Origin of the sequence: Kitasatospora sp. NBC_01250 (genome assembly GCF_036226465.1) — a bacterium.
GTDB lineage: Bacteria > Actinomycetota > Actinomycetes > Streptomycetales > Streptomycetaceae > Kitasatospora.
On sequence record NZ_CP108476.1, the window covers coordinates 5,781,266 to 5,807,754 of the forward strand.

At 73.4% G+C, this 26,489-nt stretch carries 22 protein-coding genes; 16 read left to right on the plus strand and 6 right to left on the minus strand.

The window, feature by feature from the left end:
• The first annotated feature begins 5 nt into the window (after nt 1-5).
• From OG500_RS24460 to OG500_RS24520, 13 genes are all read left to right on the plus strand, one after another.
• A complete protein-coding gene (locus OG500_RS24460) occupies nt 6-563 on the plus strand; it encodes a F0F1 ATP synthase subunit B (protein ID WP_329583439.1) in 558 nt (185 codons plus the stop codon).
• Nucleotides 560-1,375, plus strand: coding sequence for a F0F1 ATP synthase subunit delta (locus OG500_RS24465; protein WP_329583442.1), 816 nt, complete (start codon nt 560-562; stop codon nt 1,373-1,375). The genes OG500_RS24460 and OG500_RS24465 overlap by 4 nt, the downstream gene beginning before the upstream one ends.
• A 165-nt stretch (nt 1,376-1,540) precedes the next feature.
• Entirely contained in the window at nt 1,541-3,115 is a 1,575-nt protein-coding gene (gene atpA / locus OG500_RS24470; RefSeq protein ID WP_327068967.1) for a F0F1 ATP synthase subunit alpha, read from the plus strand.
• Nucleotides 3,116-3,147: 32 nt separating this feature from the next.
• On the plus strand, nt 3,148-4,062 hold the full coding sequence (locus OG500_RS24475; RefSeq protein WP_327068968.1) for a F0F1 ATP synthase subunit gamma: 915 nt from the start codon (nt 3,148-3,150) through the stop codon (nt 4,060-4,062).
• Between the two features lie 2 nt (nt 4,063-4,064).
• Entirely contained in the window at nt 4,065-5,519 is a 1,455-nt protein-coding gene (atpD, locus tag OG500_RS24480) for a F0F1 ATP synthase subunit beta (RefSeq protein ID WP_327068969.1), read from the plus strand.
• A gap of 181 nt (nt 5,520-5,700) precedes the next feature.
• Nucleotides 5,701-6,081, plus strand: a complete 381-nt coding sequence (locus tag OG500_RS24485) for a F0F1 ATP synthase subunit epsilon (RefSeq protein ID WP_327068970.1) — start codon at nt 5,701-5,703, stop codon at nt 6,079-6,081.
• A gap of 169 nt (nt 6,082-6,250) precedes the next feature.
• Nucleotides 6,251-6,751: a DUF2550 domain-containing protein gene (locus OG500_RS24490; RefSeq protein ID WP_327068971.1), complete on the plus strand. Its 501-nt coding sequence runs from the start codon at nt 6,251-6,253 to the stop codon at nt 6,749-6,751.
• Between the two features lie 117 nt (nt 6,752-6,868).
• Nucleotides 6,869-7,441, plus strand: coding sequence for a cob(I)yrinic acid a,c-diamide adenosyltransferase (locus OG500_RS24495; RefSeq protein WP_327068972.1), 573 nt, complete (start codon nt 6,869-6,871; stop codon nt 7,439-7,441).
• Between the two features lie 84 nt (nt 7,442-7,525).
• Entirely contained in the window at nt 7,526-8,725 is a 1,200-nt protein-coding gene (locus tag OG500_RS24500; RefSeq protein ID WP_327068973.1) for a sensor histidine kinase, read from the plus strand.
• On the plus strand, nt 8,722-9,381 hold the full coding sequence (locus OG500_RS24505; protein ID WP_327068974.1) for a response regulator transcription factor: 660 nt from the start codon (nt 8,722-8,724) through the stop codon (nt 9,379-9,381). The genes OG500_RS24500 and OG500_RS24505 overlap by 4 nt, the downstream gene beginning before the upstream one ends.
• Nucleotides 9,382-9,529: 148 nt before the next feature.
• The gene (locus OG500_RS24510) at nt 9,530-10,402 is read left to right on the plus strand and encodes a 3-hydroxyacyl-CoA dehydrogenase family protein (RefSeq protein WP_327068975.1); all 873 of its coding nucleotides are present in this window, start codon (nt 9,530-9,532) and stop codon (nt 10,400-10,402) included.
• 251 nt (nt 10,403-10,653) lie between these two features.
• Entirely contained in the window at nt 10,654-10,992 is a 339-nt protein-coding gene (locus tag OG500_RS24515) for an STAS domain-containing protein (protein ID WP_327071675.1), read from the plus strand.
• Nucleotides 10,993-11,259: 267 nt separating this feature from the next.
• On the plus strand, nt 11,260-13,689 hold the full coding sequence (locus tag OG500_RS24520; RefSeq protein ID WP_329583452.1) for a hypothetical protein: 2,430 nt from the start codon (nt 11,260-11,262) through the stop codon (nt 13,687-13,689).
• A gap of 91 nt (nt 13,690-13,780) precedes the next feature.
• Here the strand turns inward: OG500_RS24520 and nucS are convergent, their stop codons facing one another.
• Nucleotides 13,781-14,440 (minus strand): endonuclease NucS, encoded by a 660-nt coding sequence (gene nucS, locus OG500_RS24525; protein WP_329583455.1) that lies wholly within the window; start codon nt 14,438-14,440, stop codon nt 13,781-13,783.
• Between the two features lie 658 nt (nt 14,441-15,098).
• On the opposite strand from nucS, the gene OG500_RS24530 reads away from it, so the two are divergent.
• Nucleotides 15,099-15,491 (plus strand): SCO5389 family protein, encoded by a 393-nt coding sequence (locus OG500_RS24530; RefSeq protein ID WP_327068978.1) that lies wholly within the window; start codon nt 15,099-15,101, stop codon nt 15,489-15,491.
• A 119-nt stretch (nt 15,492-15,610) separates the two neighbouring features.
• Here the strand turns inward: OG500_RS24530 and OG500_RS24535 are convergent, their stop codons facing one another.
• A complete protein-coding gene (locus OG500_RS24535; RefSeq protein ID WP_329587722.1) occupies nt 15,611-16,783 on the minus strand; it encodes an LLM class flavin-dependent oxidoreductase in 1,173 nt (390 codons plus the stop codon).
• A gap of 480 nt (nt 16,784-17,263) precedes the next feature.
• Here OG500_RS24535 and OG500_RS24540 point away from each other — a divergent pair, with 480 nt between their 5' ends.
• The gene (locus OG500_RS24540; protein WP_442789219.1) at nt 17,264-17,602 is read left to right on the plus strand and encodes an ATP/GTP-binding protein; all 339 of its coding nucleotides are present in this window, start codon (nt 17,264-17,266) and stop codon (nt 17,600-17,602) included.
• 28 nt (nt 17,603-17,630) lie between these two features.
• On the opposite strand, the gene OG500_RS24545 is transcribed toward OG500_RS24540, so the two are convergent.
• Both OG500_RS24545 and OG500_RS24550 read right to left on the minus strand, forming a co-directional pair.
• Nucleotides 17,631-18,398 (minus strand): ABC transporter permease subunit, encoded by a 768-nt coding sequence (locus OG500_RS24545; RefSeq protein WP_329583459.1) that lies wholly within the window; start codon nt 18,396-18,398, stop codon nt 17,631-17,633.
• Nucleotide 18,399: 1 nt separating this feature from the next.
• Nucleotides 18,400-19,440, minus strand: a complete 1,041-nt coding sequence (locus OG500_RS24550; protein WP_327068981.1) for an ABC transporter ATP-binding protein — start codon at nt 19,438-19,440, stop codon at nt 18,400-18,402.
• A 142-nt stretch (nt 19,441-19,582) separates the two neighbouring features.
• On the opposite strand from OG500_RS24550, the gene OG500_RS24555 reads away from it, so the two are divergent.
• Nucleotides 19,583-20,359, plus strand: a complete 777-nt coding sequence (locus OG500_RS24555) for an alpha/beta fold hydrolase (protein WP_329583463.1) — start codon at nt 19,583-19,585, stop codon at nt 20,357-20,359.
• 109 nt (nt 20,360-20,468) lie between these two features.
• Here the strand turns inward: OG500_RS24555 and OG500_RS24560 are convergent, their stop codons facing one another.
• Both OG500_RS24560 and OG500_RS24565 read right to left on the minus strand, forming a co-directional pair.
• Nucleotides 20,469-21,398: a cellulose-binding protein gene (locus tag OG500_RS24560; RefSeq protein WP_327068983.1), complete on the minus strand. Its 930-nt coding sequence runs from the start codon at nt 21,396-21,398 to the stop codon at nt 20,469-20,471.
• A 107-nt stretch (nt 21,399-21,505) separates the two neighbouring features.
• Nucleotides 21,506-26,260, minus strand: a complete 4,755-nt coding sequence (locus tag OG500_RS24565; RefSeq protein WP_329583466.1) for a hypothetical protein — start codon at nt 26,258-26,260, stop codon at nt 21,506-21,508.
• Nucleotides 26,261-26,489: the final 229 nt, after the last annotated feature.

The following is a 26,489-nucleotide window of genomic DNA, read 5'->3' on the forward strand; positions in this document are numbered from 1 at the left end:
CAGATATGTCGCTCATCGCGATGCAGCTGGCGTCGGAGGAATTCAACCCTCTGGTACCCAAGGCGCCTGAGCTCATCATCGGCCTGATCTGCTTCTTCGTGGTCTTCGGTCTGCTCGGCAAGAAGCTCCTCCCCAGCATCGAGAAGGTGCTGGCGGAGCGTCGGGACCAGATCGAGGGCGGCCTGGAGCGGGCCGAGGCCGCGCAGGCCGAGGCTCAGGCCCTGCTCGAGCAGTACCGCGCCGAGCTCGCCGAGGCGCGTCACGAGGCCGCTCGGATCACCGAGCACGCCCGTGAGCAGGGCGCTGCCCTGATCAGCGAGATGCGCGAAGAGGGCCAGCGTCAGCGTGAGGCCATCATCGCCGCCGGTCACGCCCAGATCGAGTCCGACAAGAAGACGGCCACCGCCGCCCTGCGTCAGGACGTCGGTTCGCTCGCCTCCCAGCTGGCGTCCCGCATTGTCGGCGAGTCCCTCGAGGACCACGCCCGGCAGACCGGCGTGATCGACCGCTTCATGGACGAGCTGGAGGCCAAGGCCAGCGCGACCGCGGCGGGCGCCAAGTGATCGGCGCCAGCCGTGAGGCCCTGGCCGCCGGCCGGGAGAACCTCGACAGCCTGACCGACAACACCTCGGTGGACGCGGCCAAGCTGGCGGAGGAACTCAGCGCCGTCACCACGCTGCTGGACCGCGAGGTCTCGCTGCGCCGCGTGCTGACCGACCCCTCGCGGTCCGGTCAGGACAAGGCCGAGCTGGTCGGCTCGCTGCTGGGCCGCCAGGTCTCCGGTCCGACCGTGGACCTGGTCTCCGGTCTGGTCCGCTCCCGTTGGTCCGGTGGACGCGACCTGGTCGACTCGGTCGAGGAGCTCGCCGCCTACGGCGAGATCATCGCCGCCCAGAAGGCCGGCAAGCTGGACGACCTGGAGGACGAGCTCTTCCGCTTCGGCCGCGTCGTGGCCGGCTCGCACGAGCTGCGCGCCGCCCTGACCGAGCCGAAGGCCGGTGCCGCCGCCAAGGCGGGGCTGGTCAAGAAGCTGCTCGGTGGCCGTGCCCAGGCAGGCACCGTCCGTCTGGTCACCTCGCTGGTCGCCACCCCGCGTGGCCGTAGCCTGGAACAGGGCCTCGCGTCCTACGCCAGGCTCGCCGCCGACCGCCGCGACCGCGTGGTGGCCCTGGTCACCACCGCTGTTCCGCTCAGCGACCGCCAGAAGGAGCGCCTGTCGGGCGCGCTGGCCAAGCTGTACGGGCGCGCGGTGCTCCTGAACATCGACGTCGACCCCGAGGTCGTCGGCGGTGTCCGGGTGCAGATCGGTGACGAGATCATCGACGGCACCGTGTCGAGCCGCCTCGAAGGCGCTCGACAGGCCCTCGAAGGCTGAAGCCACCCGCACAGCAACATCCGACCCTCGGTCGGGCGCCGGTCCCACCCACGGGACAGCCGGCACATACGAACGGCCGGTTCAACAGCACCGGCCGAGGATCGAATACTTGCGGCCCTCCTTGGGCGGGCCGAGGATCGCAACCTAGGAGAGCAGGGAAGCCTGATGGCGGAGCTTACGATCCGGCCGGAGGAGATCCGGGACGCGCTGGCCGATTTCGTCCAGTCGTACCAGCCGGACGCCGCCTCGCGTGAAGAGGTCGGCACGGTCACTGACGCGGCGGACGGTATCGCCCATGTCGAGGGCCTGCCCTCGGTCATGGCCAACGAGCTGCTGAGGTTCGAGGACGGCACCCTCGGACTCGCGCTGAACCTCGACACCCGCGAGATCGGTGTCGTCATCCTCGGTGAGTTCGGCGGGATCGAGGAGGGCCAGACGGTGCACCGCACCGGCGAGGTCCTCTCGGTGTCGGTCGGCGACGGCTACCTCGGCCGCGTCGTGGACCCGCTGGGCAACCCCATCGACGGTCTGGGCGAGATCACCGCCACCGGCCGCCGCGCCCTGGAGCTGCAGGCCCCCGGCGTCATGATGCGCAAGTCGGTCAAGGAGCCGCTGCAGACCGGCATCAAGGCCATCGACGCGATGACCCCGATCGGCCGTGGCCAGCGTCAGCTGATCATCGGTGACCGCCAGACCGGCAAGACCGCGGTGGCGATCGACACGATCATCAACCAGAAGGACAACTGGCGCTCGGGCGACCCGCAGAAGCAGGTCCGCTGCATCTACGTCGCCGTCGGCCAGAAGGGCTCCACCATCGCCGCCGTCCGCGGCGCCCTGGAGGAGGCCGGCGCGCTGGAGTACACCACGATCGTGGCTGCTCCCGCCTCCGACCCGGCCGGCTTCAAGTACCTCGCCCCGTACACCGGTTCGGCCATCGGCCAGGAGTGGATGTACGACGGCAAGCACGTCCTGATCATCTTCGACGACCTGTCGAAGCAGGCCGAGGCCTACCGCTCCGTCTCCCTGCTGCTGCGCCGCCCGCCGGGCCGCGAGGCCTACCCGGGTGACGTCTTCTACCTGCACTCCCGCCTGCTGGAGCGCTGCGCGAAGCTGAACGACGACATCGGCGGCGGCTCGATGACCGGTCTGCCGATCATCGAGACCAAGGCCAACGACGTCTCGGCGTACATCCCGACCAACGTCATCTCGATCACCGACGGCCAGTGCTTCCTGGAGTCCGACCTGTTCAACGCCGGCATCCGCCCGGCCGTGAACGTCGGTATCTCGGTCTCCCGCGTCGGTGGCTCCGCCCAGATCAAGGCCATGCGCAAGGTTGCCGGCCGTCTGCGTCTGGACCTGGCCCAGTACCGCGAGCTGGAGGCGTTCGCCGCCTTCGGTTCCGACCTGGACGCGGCCTCCAAGGCGCAGCTGGAGCGCGGTGCCCGCATGGTCGAGCTGCTCAAGCAGGGTCAGTACCAGCCGTTCCCGGTCGAGGAGCAGGTCGCCTCCATCTGGGCCGGCACCACCGGCAAGCTGGACGAGGTCCCGGTCGCCGACATCCGCCGCTTCGAGCGCGAGTTCCTCGACTTCCTGCGGATCGAGCACAAGGAGCTGCTCAGCGGCATCGTCGAGACCGGCCAGCTCGAGGACGGCACCGTCGACGCGCTGACCGAGGCGATCAAGTCCTTCAAGCTGGGCTTCACCACCGCCGACGGCAAGCTGCTCGGCGAGCAGGCCTGAGTCCGGTAGCGAGGGAAAGGACGTAACGACCCATGGGAGCACAGCTTCGGGTCTACAAGCGCCGGATCCGCTCTGTCACCGCGACGAAGAAGATCACCAAGGCGATGGAGATGATCTCCGCGTCGCGCATCGTCAAGGCGCAGCGCGCGGTGGCCGCCTCCACTCCGTACGCCGATGAGCTGACCCGGGCGGTGACGGCGGTGGCCACCCGGTCCAACACCAAGCACCCGCTCACCCACGAGAACCCGAACGCCAGCCGCGCCGCGGTGCTGCTGATCACGGCCGACCGCGGTCTGGCCGGCGGGTACTCGACCAACGCCATCAAGCAGGCGACCCTGCTCACCGCCCGGCTCCGGGCGGAGGGCAAGGAGGTGGTCACGTACATCTGTGGCCGCAAGGGTGTCCAGTACTACGGCTTCCGCAACCAGCCGGTCGCGGCGTCGTGGACGGGTTTCTCGGACAAGCCGACCTACGGTGACGCCAAGACGGTGGCCGCGGACCTGATCGAGGCGTTCACCGCCGAGACGGGCGGGGTCGACGAGCTGCACCTGGTTTCCACCAAGTTCGTCTCGATGCTGACCCAGACCGCCATCGACGCCCGGCTGCTGCCGCTGAAGCTCGACGAGGTCCAGCTCAGCGACGACAAGCCGGCCGCCACGGAGATCTTCCCGCTGTACGACTTCGAGCCCTCGGCCGAAGGCGTGCTGGACGCACTGCTGCCGCGGTACGTCGAGAGCCGGATCTACAACGCGCTGCTGCAGTCGGCCGCTTCCGAGCACGCCGCCCGCCGGCGCGCGATGAAGAGCGCGACCGACAACGCCGGCGAGCTCATCAAGTCGCTCACGCGGCTTGCCAACTCGGCCCGTCAGGCCGAGATCACCCAGGAAATCAGCGAGATCGTCGGTGGCGCCAACGCGCTGGCCGACGCTAGCGCGGGGAGCGAATGAGAATGACCACCACTGTTGAGCCGACGGGCGCCGGACTGGCCACGGGCCGCGTCGCCCGGGTCATCGGCCCGGTCGTCGACGTGGAGTTCCCCGTCGACGCCATTCCGAACATGTTCAACGCCCTGCACGTCGAGGTCGACAACCCCGACGGCACGGGTACCAAGACGCTGACCCTCGAGGTTGCCCAGCACCTCGGCGACGGCCTGATCCGCGGCATCTCGATGCAGCCGACCGACGGCCTGGTCCGTGGCGCCACGGTGTCCGACACCGGTGCGGCGATCTCCGTCCCGGTCGGTGACGTCACCAAGGGCAAGGTCTTCAACGCGCTGGGCGAGGTGCTCAACGTCGACCAGGCCGAGTTCAACACCCAGGTGACCGAGCGCTGGCCGATCCACCGCAAGGCGCCGAACTTCGCGGACCTCGAGTCGAAGACCGAGATGTTCGAGACCGGCATCAAGGTCATCGACCTGCTCACCCCGTACGTGCGCGGTGGCAAGATCGGCCTGTTCGGTGGTGCCGGTGTCGGCAAGACCGTCCTCATCCAGGAGATGATCTACCGCGTCGCCGCCAACTTCGGTGGTGTCTCGGTCTTCGCCGGCGTCGGGGAGCGCACCCGTGAGGGTGGCGACCTGATCGAGGAGATGATCGACTCCAACGTTCTGGACAAGACCGCCCTGGTCTTCGGCCAGATGGACGAGCCGCCGGGCACCCGTCTGCGCGTCGCCCTGTCCGCGCTGACCATGGCGGAGTACTTCCGCGATGTGCAGAGCCAGGACGTGCTGCTCTTCATCGACAACATCTTCCGGTTCACCCAGGCCGGTTCCGAGGTGTCGACCCTGCTCGGCCGCATGCCCTCCGCGGTGGGTTACCAGCCGAACCTGGCCGACGAGATGGGCCTCCTGCAGGAGCGCATCACCTCGACCCGCGGTCACTCGATCACCTCGATGCAGGCGATCTACGTCCCCGCGGACGACCTGACCGACCCGGCCCCGGCCACCACCTTCGCCCACCTGGACGCGACGACCGTTCTGTCGCGCCCGATCTCGGAGAAGGGCATCTACCCGGCCGTCGACCCGCTGGACTCCACGTCCCGCATCCTGGACCCGCGCTACATCGCGCAGGACCACTACGACACGGCGCTGCGCGTCAAGGGGATCCTGCAGAAGTACAAGGACCTCCAGGACATCATCGCGATCCTCGGTATCGACGAGCTCTCCGAGGACGACAAGGTCACCGTCCACCGGGCCCGCCGCATCGAGCGCTTCCTGTCGCAGAACACCTACGTGGCGAAGCAGTTCACCGGTGTCGAGGGTTCGACGGTTCCGCTGTCGGAGACCATCGAGGCCTTCAACTCGATCGCGGACGGCAAGTACGACGCCATCCCCGAGCAGGCCTTCTTCATGTGCGGTGGCATCGAGGACCTCGAGAAGAACGCCGCCGAGCTGGCCAAGAAGTAACCGGCCGCATGGCAGCGTGACCGTGAGGGGTGGTTCCCGCATCCTGGGGACCACCCCTCACGGCACGTCGGCTGTGATTCCGGTCATCTCCGCGCTCCACGTTTCATGCCAGGGGCGCGAGCCCGTTATTCTTACCGAAACTCCCGAGTAATCGGGCGTTGCAAGAGCCTAGGAGCCCACGTTGGCTGAGCTGCACGTCGAGCTGGTCGCAGCCGACCGCAAGGTCTGGTCCGGTGCGGCCACCCTGGTTGTCGCGCGCACGGCCTCCGGCGACACCGGCATCATGGCGGGTCACACCCCGGTGCTGAGCGTGCTGGAGTCCGGCCCGGTCACCATCCGCACCGTGGATGGCGGCACCGTCATCGCCGCTGTGCACGGCGGTTTCATCTCGTTCAACAACAACAAGCTCTCGCTGCTGGCGGAGATCGCCGAGCTGGCGGACGAGATCGATGTGGACCGCGCGGAGCGCGCGCTGGAGCTCGCCCAGAGCGACAGCGACGCCCACGCGGAGCGCCGTGCCGAGGTCCGCCTCGTCGCGGCAGGCCGCCGTCAGGCAGCCTGAACGCAAGTGACCGACGGTCCCGGGGACGCGCGAGCGTGACCCCGGGACAGTCGTATCGGTTGGTAGGGACAACCCGGTCGTTCGATAGGACTGCCGGTCACGGGGAGTCGCGGAGCCGGTGGGACACGGCCGGCCGCGCGTCGGCGAGTCAGCGAGGAGGTCGGTGAGCATGGTCCTCGCCCTTGTGGTGTGCGCGACGGTCGTGGCCCTGGGGGTGGTCGGCCTGGTGGCGTTCGCGGTACGCCGCCGCCTCATCCAGCGGCTCGGCGGAACGTTCGACTGCAGTTACCGACTCAAAATGCCGGCGGACGCCTCGATCCTTCCCGATCTCGACGAGAACGGACAGCCCACCTCGGCCCCGGTCCCCGTGACCGACGGCAAGGGGTGGGTTTTCGGTATCGGGCGCTACAGCGGTGACCACATCGAGTGGTTCCGGGTCTTCTCCTACGCCCCCCGCCCCCGCAGGGTGCTGCCCCGCCGCGAGATCGAGGTGCTCGGCCGCCGCTACCCCGAGGGCCAGGAGGAGCTCGCCCTGCTCTCCGGCTCGGTCGTCCTGCGCTGCCTGCACAACGGCGCCCCCCTGGAGCTGGCGATGAGCGACGACGCCCTCACCGGCTTCCTCGCCTGGCTGGAGGCCGCCCCGCCCGGCCAGCGGGTCAACGTCGCGTAGCGGCGATCGCTCCTTCGAGCAGTGGGAACGGATTCGGCCGCGACGGCGCGGGTCTGTTGTGGATGCTGGTCGCGTCCGCCCACACTGTACGCAGGAAGTCCTGACTAGGCTGCCCGCATGGTCAACCTCACCCGCATCTACACCCGCACCGGCGACGACGGCAGCACCGCGCTCGGTGACATGAGCCGCACGACCAAGACCGATCCGCGCCTGATCGCCTACGCGGACACCAACGAGGCCAACGCCGCGCTCGGCGTGGCGATCGCCGCCGGGGCGCTCCCGGCGGAGCTGACCGAGGTCCTGACGCGGATTCAGAACGACCTCTTCGACGTCGGTGCCGACCTCGCCACGCCCGTGGTCGAGAATCCCCAGTACCCGCCGCTGCGGGTCGAGCAGGGCTACGTCGACCGGCTGGAGGCCGACTGCGACCGCTACCTGGCCGACCTGGAGAAGCTGCGCAGCTTCATCCTGCCCGGCGGCACCCCCGGCGCCGCCTACCTGCACCTGGCCTGCACCGTGGTGCGCCGGGCCGAGCGGGCCACCTGGGCGGCGATCGAGGTGCACGGGGAGAGCATCAACCCGCTCACCGCGAAGTACCTCAACCGGCTCTCCGACCTGCTCTTCATCCTGGCCAGGACCGCCAACAAGGAGCGCGGGGACGTGCTCTGGGTGCCGGGGGAGAACCGCTAGCGCAGTCGGGCCGGCCCGGCGGACCCGGCTCCGTGCGACCTTCGATGTACAGCCAGGGCGCCCGGCGGATGGTGAGATGGGAGGGTGTTCGCGCACCGCCTCCCCCCGCGTCGGCAGGACCAGGCGATCGCCGTCGCCGGGCTGCTCGGCGGTCTGCTGCTGATCGCCTTCCGGGTGTACAACCCCGGCTTCCCGCCCTGGCTGCCGGCGCTGACGCTGGTGCCGATGGCGGCGCTGGAGACGGTCCGGCGCACCCGGCCGGTCCTGGTGGCGGCGCTGGGCGGGGTGCTGCTCGTCGCCGCCCTCTTCAGCGGCGCCCTGACGGCCACCGTCATCATGTACACCGACCTGCTCTACGCCGGCACCCTCTACGGCTCGCGCCGGATGCCGCGGGTGATGCAGCTCCTCGGTGCCGCCACCACCCTCGCCCTCACCTGCCTGACGGCGCTCACCAACACGGTCGCCGTCGCGCTGCTGGTGGCGATCTTCGCCACGCTGCTCTTCCTGGCCCCGGTGTGGACGGCCGACCTGGTGCGCAAGCACCGCGACCGGGCCGACAGCGAGCGGCTGCGGGCGGAGCAGATCGAGCTGCTGGCCGAGCTGGACCGGCGCGGCGCGGTGGTCGCCGAGCGCGCCCGGATGGCCCGCGAGCTGCACGACGTGGTGGCCAACCACCTCTCGGCGATCGCCATCCACGCCACCGGGGCCCAGTCGCTGGCCCGTCGTCAGCAGCGACCGGAGGAGGACCCGCTGGTGGCCGTGCTCGCGGTGATCCGGGAGAACAGCGTGCAGGGCCTGGCCGAGATGCGCCGCATGATCGGTCTGCTGCGGGCCGGCGACCAGGAGCCGGAGAACTACCAGGCGCCCCGGCTCGGGGCGTTGGACAGCCTGCTCGCCCAGGTGCGGGCCGCGGGCCGGGATGCCGGGCTGGCCTTCGAGGCCGAGCAGCGGGGCGAGCCGGGCGAACTGCCCGCGCCGGTCGAGCTGGCCGCCTACCGGATCGTCCAGGAGTCGCTGACCAACGCGCTCAAGCACGCCGGCCGGGGCACCGTGCGGTTGTGCCTGCAGCACGGCCCGGAGCAGGTCGAGATCACCGTGGACAGTCCGTACCGTCCGGACGCGGGGCGGGCGTTGCCCGGTGCGCGGGCCGGACTGGTCGGCATGGGGGAGCGGGCCCAGCTGCTCGGCGGCAGCTTCCGGGCGGGCCCGCGCGACGGGGTGTGGCAGGTACGGGCGGTGCTGCCGGTCGGTGCGGCGGCGCAGAGCGAGAGTGGGCGGGCATGACGATCCGGGTGCTGGTGGCGGAGGATCAGGCGGCGGTGCGCGCGGCCCTGGTGATGATCCTGCGCAGCGAGCCGGACCTCGACGTGGTCGGTGAGGCGGCCGACGGCGAGCAGGCCGTGGCGCTGGCGCTGGAGCTGCGGCCCGACGTGGTGCTGATGGACATCCAGATGCCCAGGCTGGACGGCGTCGCGGCGACCCGGCGGATCACCGCGGCGGGCGCCGCCCAGGTCCTGGTGCTGACCACCTTCGACCTGGACGAGTACGTGCACGGCGCGCTGCGGGCCGGTGCGGCCGGCTTCCTGCTCAAGGACCTGGAGGCGGACGCCCTGGTGGCGGGCATCCGTGCGGTGGCCCGCGGCGAGGGCATGCTGGCGCCCACCGTCACCCGACGCCTGATCAGCACCTTCGCCCGGCCCGAGGGCGGCGACCCGGCGGCAGTGGCCAGCCTCACCCAGCGCGAGCGCGAGGTGCTGGCCGCGATCGGCGCGGGTCTGAGCAACGGCCAGATCGCCCGCCGGCTGGCGATGGCGGAGGCCACCACCAAGACCCATGTGAGCCGGATCCTGGCCAAGTTGGACCTGCGCAGCCGGGTCCAGGCCGCGATCCTGGCGCAGGACCTGGGCCTGGCGCTGCCACCGGCGCCACCCCGGCGCTGAGGCGCCGTCCGGACGCAGATCACACCTGCCAATCGCCCCACGGCTCGGCCCGGGGCACTACAGTCCGAGCGGTGAGCGGCGCTGCTCCCTGCGGGAAGGCAATCCCTGCCCCGGAGCGCGCCTGGACGGGACTTCGGGAGAAGCAGCCATGAGCAACGTATCCACGCAGCGTCAGCAGATCGCCGTGATCGGCGCCGGCCTCATGGGCGCGGGCATCGCCCAGGTGTCCGCGCAGGCCGGCCACCCGGTGGTGCTGCGGGACGTCACCGAGCAGGCCCTGCGCCGCGGCATGGACGCGATCGAGGCCTCCTACGAGAAGTTCGTCGGCAAGGGCAAGCTGACCGCCGAGGAGGCCACCGCGGCGCTCGGCCGGATCACCACCACCACCGACCTCGGCGCCGTCGGCGAGGCGGACATCGTGATCGAGGCGGTGTTCGAGCAGCTGGAGGTCAAGGAGGGCGTCTTCCGCGAGCTGGACAAGATCGCCAAGGACGGCGCGGTGCTGGGCAGCAACACCTCCGCCATCCCGATCACCCGGATCGCCGCCGTCACCGCGCGCCCCGAGTCCGTGGTCGGCGTGCACTTCTTCTCGCCGGTCCCGCTGATGCGCCTGGTCGAGCTGGTCCGCGGCTACAAGACCAGCGACGCCGCGCTGGCCACCGCCCGTGCCTTCGCCGAGGGGGTGGGCAAGGAGGTGGTCGTGGTCAACCGCGACGTGGCCGGCTTCATCACCACCCGGCTGATCACCGCCCTGGTGGTGGAGGCCGCCAAGCTGTACGAGTCCGGCGTGGCCAGCGCCGAGGACATCGACACCGCCTGCCGGCTGGGCTTCGGCCACCCGATGGGCCCGCTGCAGACCGCCGACCTGACCGGCGTGGACATCCTGCTGCACGCCGCGCGCAACATCTACGAGGAGACCCAGGACGAGAAGTTCGCGGCCCCGGAGATCATGGCCCGGATGGTCACCGCCGGCGACCTGGGCCGCAAGAGCGGGCGCGGCTTCTACGGCTACCAGGGCTGATCGGTTCAGGCTCGGCCGCCTCGGCCCGACCGGCCGGTCGCGGGGCGGGTGCCGTGGGGTGAGTTTGCTCACGGCACTGCCGCAGATGGGTGATTTGCGCGGTAATCGAGAGTGCGCCCCAGGCACTACTGCGTATATTCCCTCGGACGAGTGAAGTCGCTTCAGATTCGCCGGGGGAGCAGCAACCTGGACGACTGGTCCGGCGTCAGATGGTGGGGACCTCATTGCTGAAGGAGGGCAGCGTGCGCATCGTGGAGTACCCAGTGCCCGGCAGCCATGCTGTCCTGGCGCTGGAGGGCCGGCTGGACGTGCGCAGTGCCGCCGACGCGCGGGCCCGGCTGCACCAGGCCGTCGACGGCGGCACCGGTGACCTGGTGCTCGACCTGAGTGCGCTGGCCGCCTGGGACGCCACCGGGCTGGGCGTGATCATGGGCACCCACCGCCGGGCCGGCCGGCTCGGCCGGCGCCTGGTGCTGCGCGAGGTGCCGCCGCAGCTGCAGCGCCTGCTGGTGGCCACCAAGCTGCACCGGATCCTCGCGGTGGAGGGCGTCACCGCCGATCCCTACGGCGCCACCCTGCCGGCCCACTGACCGCACCCGCACCCGGCGTGCTCACGTCATCGCGCTGAGTGCCGATCCCGTCCCGCACAGGGGTCCGGGCTGCACGGCGGGGCCCGGATGTGCGAGAGTCAGCGCTCGACAGGACCGTTCGAACGCCGTGGGGCCCGCCCCGGGCGGCACCGGCCGGCGGCGCGGCGGTCCGTCGGCCGACGGACGCGGTCCCGCGTTCCCTCGGCCCGGTCCCTCACAGCGGCCGGCGGCCACCCGCTGACCGGCGGAGCACAGGCGGAGCGCATCGTGGCACAGCCATCCGGTGATTTCGGTCAGGAGAACCTGCGCGTGCGGTCGGGCGACCTGGTCGCCGGGCGCTACCTGGTGTCCGTCGGCGGACCGGACGGGTCGGACCTGCGGCCCTGCCCGCCCGAGTACTGGCCCATCCCGCGCCGCCGGACCACCGGGGACCAGCGCGGCGGCGGCCGGGCCGGAGCCGGCCCGGGGCCGAGCCCGGCGGTGGGACCGCTGGCGATGGGCAGCGGCCCGGGCGACCTGCCGCTGCTGGACCGCGAGGCCGAGGTGGCCCAGCTGCTCGGCATGCTCGCCGAGGGACGCTCGATCCGCCTGCTCGGCGAGCCCGGCTCGGGCCGCAGCGCGCTGCTGGCGGCCGTCGCCGAGGGCGCCGCCGGGCTGGCCCCGCACGGGGTGATCCGGCTCTGCGGCCACCGGCGCGACGGTGCCGACCTGCTCCAGGACCTCTTCACGGCCGCCTACCAGGCTCCCGGCTACCGCCCCGACGAGTCCCAACTTCCCGAGCTGCTGGCCACGGTGGGCGCGATCGTGGTCATCGACGAGGTGGCCCAGGCGGGCACCGAGCTGGAGGAGCTGCTGGCCCGCGCCCCCGAGTGCGCCTTCCTGCTGGCCCCGGCGCCCGGCGCCGAGCGCCCGCTGCCGCCCGGCTCCCGGCTGGAGGACCAGACGATCGGCGGGCTGCCCAGGGCCGCCTGCCTGGCGCTCACCGCCCGGCTGGCCGGACGGGCGCTGGACGAGGCCGAGCGCTCCTGGGCGGTCGACCTCTGGTTCGAGTCCGAGGGCCTGCCGCTGCGCTTCGTGCGGGCCGCCGCGCTGCTGCGCCGGCGCGACCTGGCCGTGGACACCCTGCAGGCCGCCGAGGAGGACCGGCGCACCGTCTTCGGCGGTGAGCAGCCGGAGCCCGCGGACGCGGACCCGGCGATCCGCGAGGCCGAGCTGCGGGCCGCCGTGCCGCTGCCCTCGGTGGCGGAGGCCGCCGCCCCCGCGCTGCTCCTGGTGGAGGGCCTCGGCGAGGAGGCGCAGGCGGTGCTGCGGCTCGCGGTGGCGCTCGGCGGTGAGTGTCCGACCGCCTCCCACCTGCCCGCGCTGATCGACGTGGACCACGGCGAGAGCGCGCTGCGCGAACTGGTGGAGTGCGGCCTGGCCGAGTCGATCGGTGGTCACCACCGCCTCACCGAGGGCGTGTTGGAGGCACTCGCGACGCGCGGCGAGCCCGACGGGCAGAGCACCGCGGGCGCCGCCCGGCACTTCTCCTGGTGGGTCGGCCACAGCGCGGTGAGCCCCGAACAGATAGCCGCCGAGGCGGAGGTGGTGATCGGCGCCCTGCGCGCCGACCTGGCGGCCGGGCGGACCGACTCCGTGCTGCGGCTGGCCCAGTCGGCCGCGCCGGCGCTGGCGCTGACGCTGCGCTGGGGGGCCTGGCGCCAGGTCCTCGAACTCGGCCTGGACTGCGCCCGGGAGACCGGGCGGCGGCGCGAGGAGGCCTGGTTCCAGCACGAGCTGGGCGTCCACTGGATCTGCCTGGACTCCGGGACGGCGCCCGAGGGCGCCACACCGGCCCGGGAGCGGGCCACGGCCGCCGTGGAGGCGGCCTGCGCGCTGCGCCAGCTCTCCGGGGACAGCCGGCAACTGGCGGCCTCGCGCAGGCTGCTGATGCTGCTTCAGGCCAGCGAGCGGGTGCCCGAGGCGGCCGAGGCGCCGACCCAGATGATCCGCCGGCCCGTCATCCGGGTGCTGGCCGAGCGCTCCTGGCCGCCGGGCGGGCTGCTGCGCGGCTGGTCGCCACGGAACGCGCTGCTCGCGGTCGGCGGCCTGCTGGCGCTGAGCGCGGTGGGGACGGCGGTGGCGCTCGGCGTCTCCGGCGGTGGCAGCGCCCCCGCCGGCGGCGGCACCGGCGGCACCGGCGCCGTGCTGAACGTGGGCGGTGCGCCGAGCGCTTCGGCCTCCGGCAGCGCCTCGGGCTCGGCCCCGGCCAGTAGCGCCCCCACCGATTCGGCCGACGCCTCGGCGTCCGATTCGGCCACCGCCTCGGCCTCGGCGAGCGGGCCGGTCGCGCCGGGCGCGAGTGCGGGCGCCACCACGTGGGGCTGGCGCGGCGGGACGGCGCCGACGGCGAGCGCCCAGCCGAGCGGCGGCACCAGCTCGGCGCCGGACACCCCGCTCCAGCCGACGGCGGCACCGCCCGGACCCAGCACGCCCGGCGCACCGGTCACCGTCCCGAGCTCGCCGGGCACGCCGGTCCAGCCGCCCACCAAGCCGCCCACGTCGCCGGTGGCGCCGCCGCCCACCTCTGCCGCACCCACCACGGCCGCACCGGTCACCACCCCGCCGCCTTCGTCGTCCCCGTCGACGACGCCTCCCGGCTCGCCCAGCAGCGCTCCGGCCACCGGGGTGCCCAGCAGCGCGACCACCTCGCCCTGAGGGGCGCCCGGCGAGGCACGCAGAGGGGGCAGTACCCGGCTCACGCGCCGGTGTACTGCCCCAGGTGCCCCCCGGCCCTGCTGACGGTGTCTCAGAAGAGCTTCAGCTTGTCGTCCTCGATGCCGCGCAGCGCGTCGTAGTCCAGCACCACGCAGTCGATCCCGCGGTCCGTCGCCAGCACCCGGGCCTGCGGCTTGATCTCCTGGGCGGCGAAGACGCCCTTGACCGGGGCGAGCAGCGGGTCGCGGTTGAGCAGTTCCAGGTACCGGGTCAGCTGCTCGACGCCGTCGATCTCGCCGCGCCGCTTGATCTCGATCGCGACGGTGCGGCCGTCGGCGTCCCGGCACAGGATGTCGACCGGGCCGATCGCGGTCGGGTACTCCCGGCGGACCAGCGACCAGCCGGCGCCGAGCACCTCCATCCGGTCGGCCAGCAGCTCCTGCAGGTGCGCCTCGACACCGTCCTTGATCAGGCCGGGGTCCACGCCGAGCTCGTGCGAGGAGTCGTGCAGGACCTCCTCCAGGGTGATGATCAGCTTCTCGCCCGCCTTGTTCTGCACGGTCCAGGCGCCGTCGCCCTCCTTGAGGCTGCACGGCGGCGACATCCAGTTGAGCGGCTTGTAGGCGCGGTCGTCGGCGTGGATGCTCACGCTTCCGTCGGCCTTGACCAGGATCAACCGGGTGGCGGAGGGCAGATGGGCGGAGAGCCGGCCGGCGTAGTCGACGGAACAGCGGGCGATGACAAGACGCATGGGGGCAAGCCTAGGCGCTCCCCGGGCAGCCCTGAGCACGATCACCTGAGGTGACGAGTCCGCAACGCTGCGTACGTCAAGGGTGGCGGTCGCCGTTCGACTGCGGACGGGATGCCCGGTCTCCTGGCCGGCTGCCGCAAGACGGCCGGTCGCCCGACCCGTGCTGCTGGGGCCAGTTGAAGCAACTCCATGCTGGGGGTGCGCCGAGGAGTAGCAAGGGGCGAACCATGGGAAGCCGGGAGCGTTTCGCTTCCGGAGGCTGGCGCCCGCAGGCGCTGACCGCTACGTTGGGTGACGTCTTCGAACGCCCGCGTAGCCAACGGGGATGGAGTGGAGATGGAGCGCCACGCGTACCACTGGAGAGAATTCCGGCCATTCCGGCCCTTTCGGCCGCGTTGGCCATGACTTCGACGGGAATAGCGGCATTCGCCAGTTTTGTCTGGCTCGGGCTGCCACCCTGGTCGAGGCCGCGTCCGCCCCGGCAGGGGTGCCGACCGCGGCAAGTACCGCCCTGCACCGGGTCCGACCGGCCTGTCCCCGCGCGCGGGGACGCCGCCGCCCCACCACCGACTGAGCACGGCACGGCACGATCCGCACCATCGCACCAGGAACCACCACCCGCGCGAGGTGCGCGCGGTGGACCGCGAGAGGAGAACCCATGTCGCTCGACGTCTCACCGGCTCTTCTGGAGAAGGCCGAGCGAGGCGAGGTCGACGAGCGGGAGTTCGTCGACTGCGTCCGTACGTCCCTGCCCTATGCCTGGGACCTGATCAGCTCGCTCGTCGCCCAGATGGAGGTCGACGGTACCGGCTTCGCGGACAACCAGGTCCCGCCGCCGAGCGAGCAGGCGCGCGGCCAGCTGCTGCGCGCGATGGCCAGTGACGCGATCCGCGGTGCCCTGCAGCGGCACTTCGGGGTGCAGCTGGCCTTCCAGAACTGCCACCGTGTCGCGGTCTTCGGGCCGTCCGCCGAGGCCGAGGAGCGCCACCGGCGCTTCACCTCGGTCCGGGCCCAGCTGCTCAACCAGTCGCCGGAGCTGCGCGACTGTTGACCCGTCAATGCGGTCGGCTGCCACTCTCGGCGGTGGGGGCCGACCGCACTGACGGCGCGCGTCTCATGGCGCACGCGGGGCAGTTGCTCCGAGCGCCCCGCCCGGGCCGAGCGCCCGCCTCAGCTCAGCTGCGGCAGCACCTCGGCGCCCAGCCGGGCGATGTTCTCCAAGGTGGCCTCCTGATCGCCCGAGCCCTCGGCCAGCAGGGCGAACCGCCGCAGGCCGGTCCGCTCGGCGGTGGCCAGCAGCCGGTCCGCGCACTGCCGCGGGGTGCCGACCGCGTGCAGGTCGCAGAGCAACTCGGTGTAGGCGTAGGGGTCGCGCATCTTGCGCTCGCGCCCGTCGACCGTGCGGTGCGCGCCGAGGCCGTACTCGAACCAGCCGGGCATCGACCGCAGCAGGGTGGCCCGAGCCGCCGGCGTCCGGTCGGCCACCTGGGCCACCCCGGCCGCCAGGTGCTCCCGCTCGACCCGCGCGAGCTGCTCCTCGCCACGCCCGCAGGCCCGCCAGGCGGCCCGGTAGCTGTTGAGCATCCGCAGCTTGTCCTCGTCGCCGGAGTGCATGCCCAGCAGCATCGGCAGGCCTCGCTCGGCGGCCAGCCGGACGCTGGCGGGAGAGGTGCAGGCGACCACCACGGGCGGTCCGCCGGCGCCCGTCCGGCCACTGCCCGCCTCGCCGCCGCCGGCCTCGCCCGCCCCGACCGGAGCGCCCGCCTCGGTGCGCTGACGCGGCAGGCGCAGCGCGGGCTCGCCGCGCAGGCCCAGCCAGTCGGCCAGTTCACCGTGCCCGGTCCGGGCCGGCTGGGTCGCCCGCGGGACCACCGGGACCTCGGGGAAGCTGAACTGCGGCCCGTCCCCGCGCACCCGCGAGCCGCGCAGGAAGTCCATCAGCAGGTCGAGCCGCTCGGCGAAGCCCTGCTCGTACGCGGCCACCCCGCTGCCGAAGACCGCCAGGTCGATCCACGGTCCGCCGCGCCCCACCCCGAGGGTGAACCGCCCGCCGGTGGTCAGGTGCAGCAGCGCGGCCTGCTCGCCGAGCGCGACCGGGTGGGTGGTGGACAGGACGCTGACCGCCGTGCCGAGGTGGATCCGCCGGGTGCGCCCGAGCAGCAGCGCGGCCAGGGTGGCGGCGTTCGGGCAGACCCCGTACGGCACGAAGTGGTGCTCGGCCAGCCAGACCGAGTCCAGCCCGGCCCGCTCGGCGCCCAGCGTGGCCGCCACCGTCCGGTCCAGCGCCTGGGCGTGGCTCTGCCCGGGGAACTGGGCGGAGAGCAGGAACGCACCGACCCGGATGGTGTCCTGGGCCGCGGGATGGCTGCCGCCCCGCTCGGCCTCGGGGGCCGGAGCCAGCCCGACCGGGTGGGCGGCCCGCGGGGCCCGGGGCGCCAGCGGCCCCCGGCTGCCCCGGGGACCGCTGGGCAGGTGGTCGTTGTCGACGCCGGTGTCGACGCCGGGACGGCTGCCGACAACGGGACGGCTGCCGATGGCGGCGCGGCTCTGGGTCACGGATATACCCTCCTCGGGTGCGCGCAGGCTGTGCGAGCCCCGCTCTGTCACCACGTGAGTAACCCATGTCATGTGCCATTGGCACGCGAGGCAGCCAATTTCGCGGAAGATCGGGTGGATATCCCCGAAAACCCGTCAGGATCCACCCAGATCGTGATAATGGTCAATACCTTGATGGCCGGTCCGGCCACCCGCGGGTCGCCGGCCGCCCGCCCAGTGACCGTAACCTGGAGAGCGAACCGCGCCCCCACCGAGAGGTGAACAATCGTGTCGCCGCGTCGCAACCGGACCAGTAACCCTGCCGATTCCGCCGCTTTCGCCGATCGGCGCGCCGGGGCGCCGATGCCCCTGGGCGGCGCGCTGCGGCGCACCGAGAGCTACCGGGGCGAGGAGTGGGTGGTGCAGACGGTGGCCGGCACGGCCGGCCGCTCCTACCGCTGCCCCGGCTGCGACCAGGAGATCCCGCCGGGGATGGGCCATGTGGTGGCCTGGCCGGACCACGGCGCCGGGGTGGAGGACCGGCGGCACTGGCACCGGGCCTGCTGGGGCGCCCGCGAGCGGCGCGGCTCGGCGATCCAGCGCGGGCGCAGCGCCCCGAAGTACTGACGGCCGCACCGCCGGGCGCACCGGCCCCTCAGGCGTCCCGGGTCTTCAGCACCGCGGCGCCGCCCAGCAGCGCCGCCAGGGTCCAGCCGCCGCAGATCGCGAAGCCGGCCACCCAGCCGTAGGGGGTGTCCGAGGTCGGAAAGACCGTCAGCATCTGCCGCCCCGCGAAGTCCGGGAAGTAGTGCGCCACGTTCTTCACCTTCGGCACCGCCGAGAGGATCGGCGAGAGCAGGAAGAAGAACGGGACCAGCACGCCCAGCGCGAGGGTCTGGTTGTGCAGCATCGCCGTCACTCCGGCCGAGAAGAGGCAGAGCAGGGTCAGGTAGACCGCCGCGCCGAACACCGCGCGCAGCACGTGGGGCGCGCCGATCGTGGTGTGGTGGTCGCCGAGCAGCGCCTGGCCGAGGAAGAACGTGATGAACGCGGTCAGCAGCGAGATCATCAGTGCCAGCACCCCGATCACCACCATCTTGCCGGTCAGCAGGGTGCCGCGCTGCGGCACGGCGGCCAGTGAGACCCGGATCATCCCGCTGCTGTACTCGTTGCCGACCGCCAGCACCCCGAAGACGATCATCGCGATCTCGCCCAGCACGATGCCGGAGAAGCTGGTCGCGGTCGCGTCGAAGGGGGTGCCGACGCCCTTGCGGAAGTCGGCGAAGTTGTTCTTGGTCAGCAGCGAGAGCAGCGCGCCGAGCGCGGCCGTCACCACGAAGACGAGCAGCAGGGTCCAGACCGTGGAGCGCACCGTGCGGATCTTGGTCCACTCGGACCGCAGGATCGCGGGGAAGGAGGCCATCTCAGTTCGCACCCTTCTGCTGCTGCTCGTGCCGCTGCTTCCTGGCGGGCCGGCCGCCGGCCGGCTGCCACTGCGCCCCCCAGGCGCCGGGGGCGCCCGCCGCGTCCGTCTGCACGGGGCCGGCGCCGGCGTCCGCGCCGGCGCCCGCGTGGTACTCGACCGAGTCGGCGGTCATCTGCATGAAGGCCTCCTCCAGCGAGGCGCGCTGCAGGCTCAGCTCGTGCAGCGTGACGCCGTGGCTGGCGGCCAGGTCGCCGAGCGCGGCCGGGTCGCCGTTGACCACCTCGTAGCAGCCGTCGGGGCCGGGCTCCACCACGATCGACTGTGCGGCCAGCGCGTCCAGCAGCTGCTCGGGGTGCGGGGTGCGCAGCCGGACCGCGGAGCGCGAGTTGCGCCGGATGAACTCCGCCATCGGCAGGTCGGCCAGCAGCCGGCCCCGGCCGATCACCACCAGGTGCTCGGCGGTCAGCGCCATCTCGCTCATCAGGTGCGAGGAGACGAAGACGGTGCGGCCCTCGGCGGCCAGGCGCTTCATCAGATTGCGGATCCACAGGATGCCCTCGGGGTCGAGACCGTTGACCGGCTCGTCGAACATCAGGATCTCCGGGTCGCCGAGCAGCGCGGAGGCGATGCCGAGCCGCTGGCGCATGCCGAGCGAGAAGCCGCGGGCCCGCTTGCCGGCCACCTCGGTCAGGCCCACCAGGCCCAGCACCTCGTCCACCCGGCGGACCGGGATCCGGTTGCTCTGCGCCAGCCAGAGCAGGTGGTTGTAGGCGGTCCGGCCCGGGTGCACCGCCTGGGCCTCCAGCAGCGCGCCGATGTACTTCAGCGGCTCGCTGAGGTGGCCGTAGCCCTTGGCGTCGATGCTGACCCGACCGCTGGTGGGGCGGTCCAGATCGAGGATCAGCCGCATCGTGGTGGACTTGCCGGCGCCGTTGGGGCCCAGGAAGCCGGTCACCACCCCGCGCGGCACCTGGAAGCTCAGCCCGTCGACCGCCAGTTTGTCGCCGTACCGCTTGGTCAGCTCGTGCAGTTCGATCATCGCCGCTCCTGCTGCCGCTCCCAGGCCCTGGGGCCCATCCACCGGCAGGGTATGACAAGCAGCGCCGCCCGGCAGGTCGTAGCCGAAAGGACACCCGGGCCCGCGTGGGCGGCAGACCGGTATGCCGCCTACGGTGGGCGCCATGACCGATCTCGCTGTTCGTGACAGTGGCCCGGGTGTGGGGACGCCGCTGCTCCTGCTGCACGCCTTCCCGTTGCACGCCGGGATGTGGCGGGCCCAGCTCGACGGGGCGCTGGGCGAGACCCGGGTGCTGGCCCCCGACCTGCCGGGCTTCGGCGCCTCGCCGGCGCCGCTCGGGGCACCGGCGCTGGACACCTGGGCCGACCGGGTGGCCGAGGTGCTCGACGGGGCCGGGCTGGAGCGGGTGGTGCTCGGCGGCCTCTCGATGGGCGGCTACCTGGCGATGGCCTTCGCCCGCCGCCACGGCGACCGGCTGGCCGGCCTGCTGCTGGCCGACACCAAGGCGAGCGCGGACGCACCGGGGGCGGTGGTCAACCGGGAGCGGATCGCGGCGGCGGTGCTGGCCCGGCGGAGCGTGGCGCTGCTGCTGGAGGAGAAGACCGAGGCTTCACTGCTCGGCCCCGAGTCCACGCCGGAACTGGTCACCGAGGTCAGGGAGTTGATCGCCGCAGCCGACCCGGCCGGGGTCGCCTGGGCGCAGCGGGCGATGGCGGCCCGGCCGGACTCCTTCGAGACGCTGGCCCAGCTGACGGTGCCCGCCGCGGTGGTGGTGGGGGAGTACGACGCGCTGACCGGGCTCGCGGACGTCCAGGCGATGGCGAACGCCCTGCCGGACGCGGAGCTGACGGTGATTCCGGGCGTGGGGCACCTGAGCGCGCTGGAGGCCCCGGCGGCGTTCAACGCGGCGGTGACGGCGCTGCTGCGGCGGGTCGGCTGAGCGCGGCCGCCGGGGCGCCGCGCACCGGGACAGCGCAGCGGCGCCCCGGCCCCGCTGACGCGGGACCGGGCGCCGCTGGTGCGGGCCGGGACGGGCGGGCCCTGAGGTCTCAGCGGGACTGCTGCGCCGGCACGCCGAGCGTGTCGTCGGTGGGCAGCGAGGCGGCTGCCACGGCCGCGCCGGTCAGGGTGGCCAGCATCTCGCGGACGTTGGTCAGCTGGGCGTTGATCGAGTCGCGGCGGTTGGTCAGCGCCGCCAGCTCGCGCTCGGACTCGCTGCGGATCCGGTCGGCCTTGGCGTTGGCGTCGGCCACGATGTCCTCGGACTGGCGCTGGGCCGTCTCCACCGTCTGGCGGGCGCGGCGCTCGGCGTCGGTGCGCAGCTTCTCGGCCTCCAGGCGCAGCTGCTCGGCCCGGTGCTCGATCTCCGCCAGCCGCTTCTCGGCCTTGGCCTGACGGGCCGCCAGGTCGCGCTCGGACTGCTCGCGGCGCTTGGCCAGGTTGGTCTCGAACTCCAGCGCGGCCTGGGCGGCCTTGGTGCGGGTCTCCTCGAAGAGGGCGTCCGCCTCCTCGCGCTTGTTCTGCGCGTCCTTGTTGGCCTCGGCGCGCAGCTGGGAGCTGTCGCTCTTGGCCTTGTCGACGATCCGCAGGCCCTCGTCCTCAGCCTTCGCCTTGCGGTCCTTGGCGTAGTTCTCCGCCTCGGAACGGACCTGCTGGGCGGCGGCTTCGGCCAGCTCGCGGTGCTGCTCGGCGGCGCGGTGCGCCTCCTCGCGCAGGTCCTTCGCCTCCTCCTCGGCCAGCCGCAGGATCTTCTCGACCCGCGCGCCGAGACCAGCGTACGAAGGCTCGGCGTCGGCCACCTGAGCCTGGGCGCTCTGGGTCTCCAGGTGGAGTTCTTCGATCCGCTTCTCCAGCGCGCTGATCCGGGTCAATGCGCTGTCACGGTCGGCCACCAGCTTGGTGATCCGCTCGTCGACCTGGGCACGCTCGTACCCACGGCGTACCAGGTCGAAGCCGTGAGGGGAGTGACTGTCGCTCATGGGGTTCTGGGCTTCCTGTCGTCAAACCGCTGAGGTGGTTGAGGGAATCCTGACACGTTACCGGAGTGTCGTAGGCGAAAAGCCTATGGCTGACGGACAATGTCCGCTCAATCGGGTGGTGTCCCTTGGGAGCGACCGCCACCCGATCGGGGGGCGCCCACTCCAGCGCCCGCCTTTGATCCCCCGTTGCTTCCGTTCCCCTTGCCGCCGCCCTGCGTGGCCGGCGTCTCGCGAGCCGCCGCCTGCTGGACAGGTGACGGTGCCTCAAAGGCCTCCAGTGCTGAGAGCACGTCCTGCACGCGCGAGATCTCGGTGTTGATGTCCTTGCGCCGGCGCACCAGCTCGTCCAGCTCGCGCCGGCCCTCGTCGGTCACCCGCTGGGCCTCGCTGCGGGCCGCGCTCGCCACCCGGTCGGCCTCCTCCTCGGCCAGCCGCAGCTGCTCGGCCGCGGTCTCCTCGGCGGCCCGCACCCGCTTGGCGGCCTCGCCGGCCGCGGCCTCCAGCTGCTCCTCGGCCTCGTCCTGGGCGGACTTGAGCCGCTGCTCGGCCTCGGCGGCCAGCTTCTCGGCCTTGGCGGTGGAGGCGGCGAGCTTCTGGTCGGCCTCCTTGAGCAGGCCCTCGGCCTTGCGCACGGCGGAGATCCGGACCTTGCTCGCCTCGGCGGAGGCCTGCGAGGTGAGCTCGGCAGCGCGCTCCTCGGCGGCCGTGACCAGCGCGGCGGCCCGCTCCTCGGCCTCGGCGACGGCGGCCACCGCCTGCTCCTCGGCCTCGGTGAGCTGCTCCTGAGCGGCCGTCACCAGCGCGTCGACCCGCTCGCCGGCCGACTTCATGGCCTGCGCGTTCTCCTTGCGGGCCCGCTCGTGCAGCGCCTCGACCTCGGCCTCGGTGCGCTCGCGCAGCTCCTCGGCGCGCTCGCGGATCGCGGTGGCGTCCCGGCGGGCCTCGGAGAGCAGCGCGTCGGCGTCGGCGCGCGCCCGCTCGACCTCCGCCTGCCCGGCGGCCTCGCCGGCCGCGACCAGCCGCTCGGCCTCCTTGCGGGCGGCGGCCACCATGGCGTCGGCCTGCTCCTCGGCGGCTGCGGTGGTGGCCAGCGCGGTGCTCTGGGCCTCCTCGCCGAGCGACTCGGCATCGGCGAAGGCCTTCTCCAGCACCGAGGTGGCCTGCGCCCGGGTGGCACTGTCGAACTGCTCCGCCTGCTCGCGGGTGCTCGCGTCGAAGGCGTCGGCGCGGGCCCGGGTGGCGACCTCGTACTCCTCGGCCAGCGTGCGGGTGGCGGCGGCGAACTCCTCCGCCTCGGTGCGCAGCCGGGCCGCGTACTGCTCGGCCTCGGCCAGCAGCGCGGCACCGCGCTCCTCGGCCTCCGCGACGGTGTGCTGGGCCTGCGCCTCGGCCTCGGCCAGCAGGCGGCGGGCGTCCTCCTCGGTCTGCTCGCGGTGCGCCTGGGCCTCGGCCCGGATCGCCGCGTCGTACTCGTGGGTCTCGGCGACCAGACGGGCGGACTCGGCCTCGGTGTCGGCCCGCAGCTGGGTGGCGTACTGCTCGGCCTCGGCCCGCAGACCGCTGTCGTAGGCGTCCGCCTCGGCCCGCAGCCGCTCGCGGTAGGTCTCCGCCTCGGCGGCGATCCGGGCGGCCTCGCGCTCGGCCGCCTCCCGCTCGGCAGCGGCTGCGGCAGCCGCCTGCTCGCGCTCCTCGGCGGCGTCGCGCTCGGCGCTCGCGCGCAGTTCGGCGGCCTGCTGCTCGGTGCGCTCGCGCAGTTCGGTGGTCTCGCGCTCGGCGGTCGCCCGCTGTTCGGTGGTCTCGTGCTCGGCGGTGGCGCGCAGAGCGGCGAGTTCGGCGTCGGTGCGCTCGCGCAGTTCGGCGGTCTCGCGCTCGGCGGTCGCCCGCTGCTCAGCAGTCTCGCGCTCGGCGGTGGCGCGCAGTTCGGCGGCCTGCTGCTCGGTGCGCTCGCGCAGCTCGGTGGTCTCCCGCTCGGCGGTCGCCCGCAGCTCGGCAGTCTCCTGCTCGGTGCGCTCGACCAGCTTGCCGACCTGCAGGGCGGCCCGCTCGTGCAGTCCGGCCACCGACTGACGGACGCCGGCCGCCTCCTCCTCGGCGGCGGTGACCAGCTCGGCCGCCTCCGCCGTGGCGGTCTCGACCGCACTGGCGGCCTGCGACCGGGCCTGCTCCAGCACCTCGGCGGCCTCGGCCCGCAGTGCGTCGCACTCCTCGGCCGCGCCGGCCCGCAGCGCGGTGGCCTCCTCGGCGGCCTGGGCCACCGAGGACCGGGCGGCGGCCTCGGCCTGCGCCAGCTGCTCGGCTGCCTGGGCGCGCAGCGCCTCCGCGGCGGCCTCGGCCTCGGCCCGCAGCCGGGCTGCCTGCTCCTCGGCCTCGGCGCGGACCTGCCGGTCGTGCTCCTCGGCCTCGGTCCGTACCCGCTGGTCGTACTCGGCGGCCTCGCGGCGCAGCTCGGCGCTCTCCCGCTCGGCGGCGGCGCGCTGCTCCGTGCTCTCCCGCTCGGCGGCGGCGCGCAGTTCGGCGGTCTCCCGCTCGGTGTCCGCCCGCAGCGCGGTCAGCTCGGCGTCGACCCGCTCGGTCAACTCCTCGGCCGCGGACTCGGCCTGCTCGCGCGTCCGCTGAGCCGCGGTCAACTGCGCGGCGGCCGCCTCCCGCTCGCGGCGCAGCTCCTCCGCCGCCTGCTCGGCCGCGCGGCGGGTCTCCTCGCGCAGCGCGTTCGCGGTGGCCTCGGCCTCCGCCAGCACCCGCTCGGCCTCGGCCAGCGCCTGCGCCTCGCGCTCCTCGGCGGCCTGCTGGGCCGCCGCCTGCACCTCGGTGGCCCGCTCCTCGGCCTCGGCCCGTACCCGCTGGTCGTACTCGGCGGCCTCGCGGCGCAGCTCGGCGGTCTCCCGCTCGGCAGCGGCGCGGTTCTCGGCGGCGGCGGCCTTCGCGGCGGCCAGCGTGTCCTTGTGCTGCTGCTCGGTGGCCGCGGTGAGCTTCTCGGCCTCGCCCCTGGCCCGGGCCAGGGTCTGCTCGGCGCGCGCCTGGGTCTGCGCCGCCTGCTCCTTGGCCTCGGTGCGCAGCCGCTCGACCTCGGCGGCGGCGCCCGCGCGCAGCTCGTCCGAGTCGGCCTTGGCCTTGGTGAGCAGCTCCTCGGCGGTCTTCGCGGATTCCTCTATCTGCGCGACGGCCTGCCGGCGCGCCTCGCCGCGGACCTTCTCCGCCTCGGTGGCCGCCTGGGTGCGCAGCTCCTCGGCCTCGGCACGCAGCCGGGCCGCCTCGTCCTGCATCCGCTCCATCCGGGCCCGGATGTCCGCGGCGTCGTCCAGCGCGGCGTTCTGCGCCTGTTCGACGGCCTGCTGAGCCTGCTCGCGCAGCCGCTCGGCCTCCGCGGCGGCCTCGGCCCGCACCCGCTCGCCCTCGGCGGCAGCGGCGGCGCGGGTGGCCTCGGCGTCCTCGGTGGCCCGGGCCAGCGCCTCCTCGGCGCTCTTGGCGGCCTTGGCCAGCTGCACGGTGGCGTCCTTGGCGCCCTCGGCCCGGCCCTGCTCGCGGGCGTCGTTGCGCAGCGCCTCGGCGGCGCCCTCGGCCTGTGCCCGCAGCTCGGCGGCCTCGGCGATCGCGGCGGCGCGCAGCTCGGCGATGGCGGCCTCGGCCTCGGAACGCAGCTGGGTGGCGACGGACTCGGCGGCGGTGCGCAGCCGGTCGTTCTCGTCGTCGGCGGCGGCCTTGGCGGCCACCGCCTCGGCCATCGCGGTCTGCGCCCTGGCCAGCAGCTCGGCGGCCGCGGCCTTGATCTGCTCGGCCTCCTCGGTGGCCTTGGCCACCATCCGGGCGACCTCGGCCTTGGCGGTCTGCGAACGCTGCTCGCTGGCCGCCTCGCCGTCGGCGACCCGCTGCTCGGCGGCGGCCTGCGCGTCGGCCTGCAGCCGGTCGGCGGCCGCGGTGGCGGTGGCCCGCAGCTCGGCGGCCTCCAGGCGGGCCCGTTCGGCCTCCGCCTCGGCCTCCGCGCGCAGCCGCTCGATCTCGGCCTGGGCGCGGGCCGCAGCGGCCTCGGCCCGCTGCTGGTCCTCCTCGGCCTGCCGCTTCAGCTGGGCGATCTCGTCCTGTGCGGCGGCCAGCCGCTGCACGGCGGCGGCCTGCGCGCCGGCCAGCTGCTGCTGGGCCTCGCTGGCGGCACTGCCGCGCAGCTCCTCGGCCGCTCCCACGGTCTGCTGGGCCTGCTCGCTGGCGGCCCGCAGCAGCGCCTCGGCGTCGCTCTGGGCGCGCAGCAGCGCGGCCTCGGCGGCGGCCTGCGCCTCGCCGCGGGCGGCGTCCACGTCGGCGGCGGTCTGCGCCCGGGCCTGGTCGGCCAGTGCGGCGGCCTCGGCGCGTGCGGCGGCCATCAGCCGGTCGGATTCGGCGCGGGCCTCCTGGAGCAGGCGCTGGGCCTCCTGCTCGGTACCGGCCCGGGCCTGCTCGGCCCAGCTGACGTTCTCGTTGACGTGCTGCTCGGCCGCCCGGCGCAGCTCGGCCATCTCTTCTTCGAGCTGGCGGCGGCGGGCCTGGAGTTCGGCCTCCAGCCGGGCGGTGCGCTCGGCGGCCTCGGCCATCAGGCGCTGGGTGGCCGCCTGGGACTCGCGCAGCTGGCGCTCGGCGTCGGCGCGCAGCTGCTGGGCCTGCAGCTCAGCGGTGCGCAGCAGCTGCTCGGCCTGCCCGGAGACGGCGTCGAAGGCGCGCGGCTGTGCAAGCTGCCGACGGGACTCGTGCAGCTTGGCCCGGAGCACCTCCACCTGGTAGGCGAGGTCCTCGGCATGCTCGACGGTCTTGTCCCGCTCCTTGCGAAGCCGGTCCATCTCGGCCTCGAACTGGGAGAGGTGATCATCAACCTCGTAGCGGTCGTTGCCCCGCACTGCGCGGTCCCATCCATCTCCTGGTCGCGTCCTCGACCGGTGCGGCCACCCCGACCCCGTCGGGTGGGCCGGCCGCGCTGGTCCTTGCACCGCGGGCCAGTCCCGGACGGGCCGGAACTGGGGGTGCCCCTGGTCCTGGGGCACCCGCCACGGGTCGGAGCCGGTCGGTCGGTGTGGAGCACGGTTGATCGCGCTCCGCCGACCGGGTGGACTCCTGGGCGAACTCTTG

Coding starts and splice junctions, on each gene's coding strand:
- OG500_RS24550 (WP_327068981.1), bottom strand. CDS start 19,440: ATGATCGAACTGCACGAGCTGACCAAGCGGTACGGCGACAAACTGGCG.
- OG500_RS24490 (WP_327068971.1), top strand. CDS start 6,251: ATGGTCCTCGCCCTTGTGGTGTGCGCGACGGTCGTGGCCCTGGGGGTG.
- OG500_RS24560 (WP_327068983.1), bottom strand. CDS start 21,398: ATGAGCGACAGTCACTCCCCTCACGGCTTCGACCTGGTACGCCGTGGG.
- OG500_RS24460 (WP_329583439.1), top strand. CDS start 6: ATGTCGCTCATCGCGATGCAGCTGGCGTCGGAGGAATTCAACCCTCTG.
- OG500_RS24510 (WP_327068975.1), top strand. CDS start 9,530: ATGAGCAACGTATCCACGCAGCGTCAGCAGATCGCCGTGATCGGCGCC.
- OG500_RS24530 (WP_327068978.1), top strand. CDS start 15,099: ATGTCGCTCGACGTCTCACCGGCTCTTCTGGAGAAGGCCGAGCGAGGC.
- nucS (WP_329583455.1), bottom strand. CDS start 14,440: ATGCGTCTTGTCATCGCCCGCTGTTCCGTCGACTACGCCGGCCGGCTC.
- OG500_RS24475 (WP_327068968.1), top strand. CDS start 3,148: ATGGGAGCACAGCTTCGGGTCTACAAGCGCCGGATCCGCTCTGTCACC.
- OG500_RS24555 (WP_329583463.1), top strand. CDS start 19,583: ATGACCGATCTCGCTGTTCGTGACAGTGGCCCGGGTGTGGGGACGCCG.
- atpA (WP_327068967.1), top strand. CDS start 1,541: ATGGCGGAGCTTACGATCCGGCCGGAGGAGATCCGGGACGCGCTGGCC.
- OG500_RS24505 (WP_327068974.1), top strand. CDS start 8,722: ATGACGATCCGGGTGCTGGTGGCGGAGGATCAGGCGGCGGTGCGCGCG.
- atpD (WP_327068969.1), top strand. CDS start 4,065: ATGACCACCACTGTTGAGCCGACGGGCGCCGGACTGGCCACGGGCCGC.
- OG500_RS24545 (WP_329583459.1), bottom strand. CDS start 18,398: ATGGCCTCCTTCCCCGCGATCCTGCGGTCCGAGTGGACCAAGATCCGC.
- OG500_RS24495 (WP_327068972.1), top strand. CDS start 6,869: ATGGTCAACCTCACCCGCATCTACACCCGCACCGGCGACGACGGCAGC.